This window comes from Collinsella sp. HCP3S3_D1 (assembly GCF_052064015.1).
Classification (GTDB): domain Bacteria; phylum Actinomycetota; class Coriobacteriia; order Coriobacteriales; family Coriobacteriaceae; genus Collinsella.
Map to the genome: position 1 here is coordinate 1 of NZ_JBQHWK010000043.1, position 799 is coordinate 799.

The window sequence follows — 799 nt, forward strand, 5'->3', positions numbered from 1 at the left end:
TGAAAGTACGTTAGCGGGGTCGGCGAAAGCGCGTTAGCGCATTCGGCGAGATGCGTTTGCGAAAGTGGTCAATTTTAGATTAGCGCTAACACAGGTGTTCCGCGGGCGCGACGCCGCCACCGTGACGGCCATGTACCACGCGGCGTGCGACATGCTGGCGGGGTGCTGCCCCAGGGCGGCGGCGGTGCTGGAGGAGGCCGAGCCCGACGCGCTGGCCTACCTCGACTTCCCGCCGACCCACTGGAAGCGCCTGCGCACCAACAACGTGCAGGAGAGGACCAACCGAGAGATAAAGCGCAGGTCGCGCGTCGTGCAGGTGTTCCTCTCCACGGGCTCGCTGGTGCGGCTCGCGGGCGCGGTCATGTGCGAGCAGGACGAGATATGGCAGGAGTCCAGGTACTTCTCGGAGGCGAGGATGAACGAGCTCTACGACGACGGTCGCACCCGGGGGACCGACGGTCCCGTCGATTGGGCGCGGCTCGAGGCGGAGGCAAGGAAGATGCTCGAGTCCGGCCTCGAGCTTGCGGACAGGGTCGAGGCGGCATAGGATATCAACCGTATTCCAGATTCTGGGACGCCGGGCCGACTCGCTTCGGATCGGGCACTACACCAACTTTCTCGACACTACCGCCTTATCCCCTCCGAGTTGCGGTGAAATAAGGACTGAATAGGCCTTTTAACGGCTAAAACACTCCCTATTTCACCGCAACTGAACTGCCTCCCATTTCTTGGACATGAGAAATGGGAGGCTTTTTATGCGTGTCGACTTGAGGGTGAAGCACGACATCGAGGCCAGGAA

The 799-nt window shown here is 61.7% G+C and carries 1 protein-coding gene; it reads left to right on the forward strand.

The features are described 5' to 3' along the window. Nucleotides 1-64 precede the first annotated feature (64 nt). Nucleotides 65-547, forward strand: coding sequence for a transposase (locus ACTNDJ_RS08940; RefSeq protein WP_441083573.1), 483 nt, complete (start codon nucleotides 65-67; stop codon nucleotides 545-547). Nucleotides 548-799 lie beyond the last annotated feature (252 nt).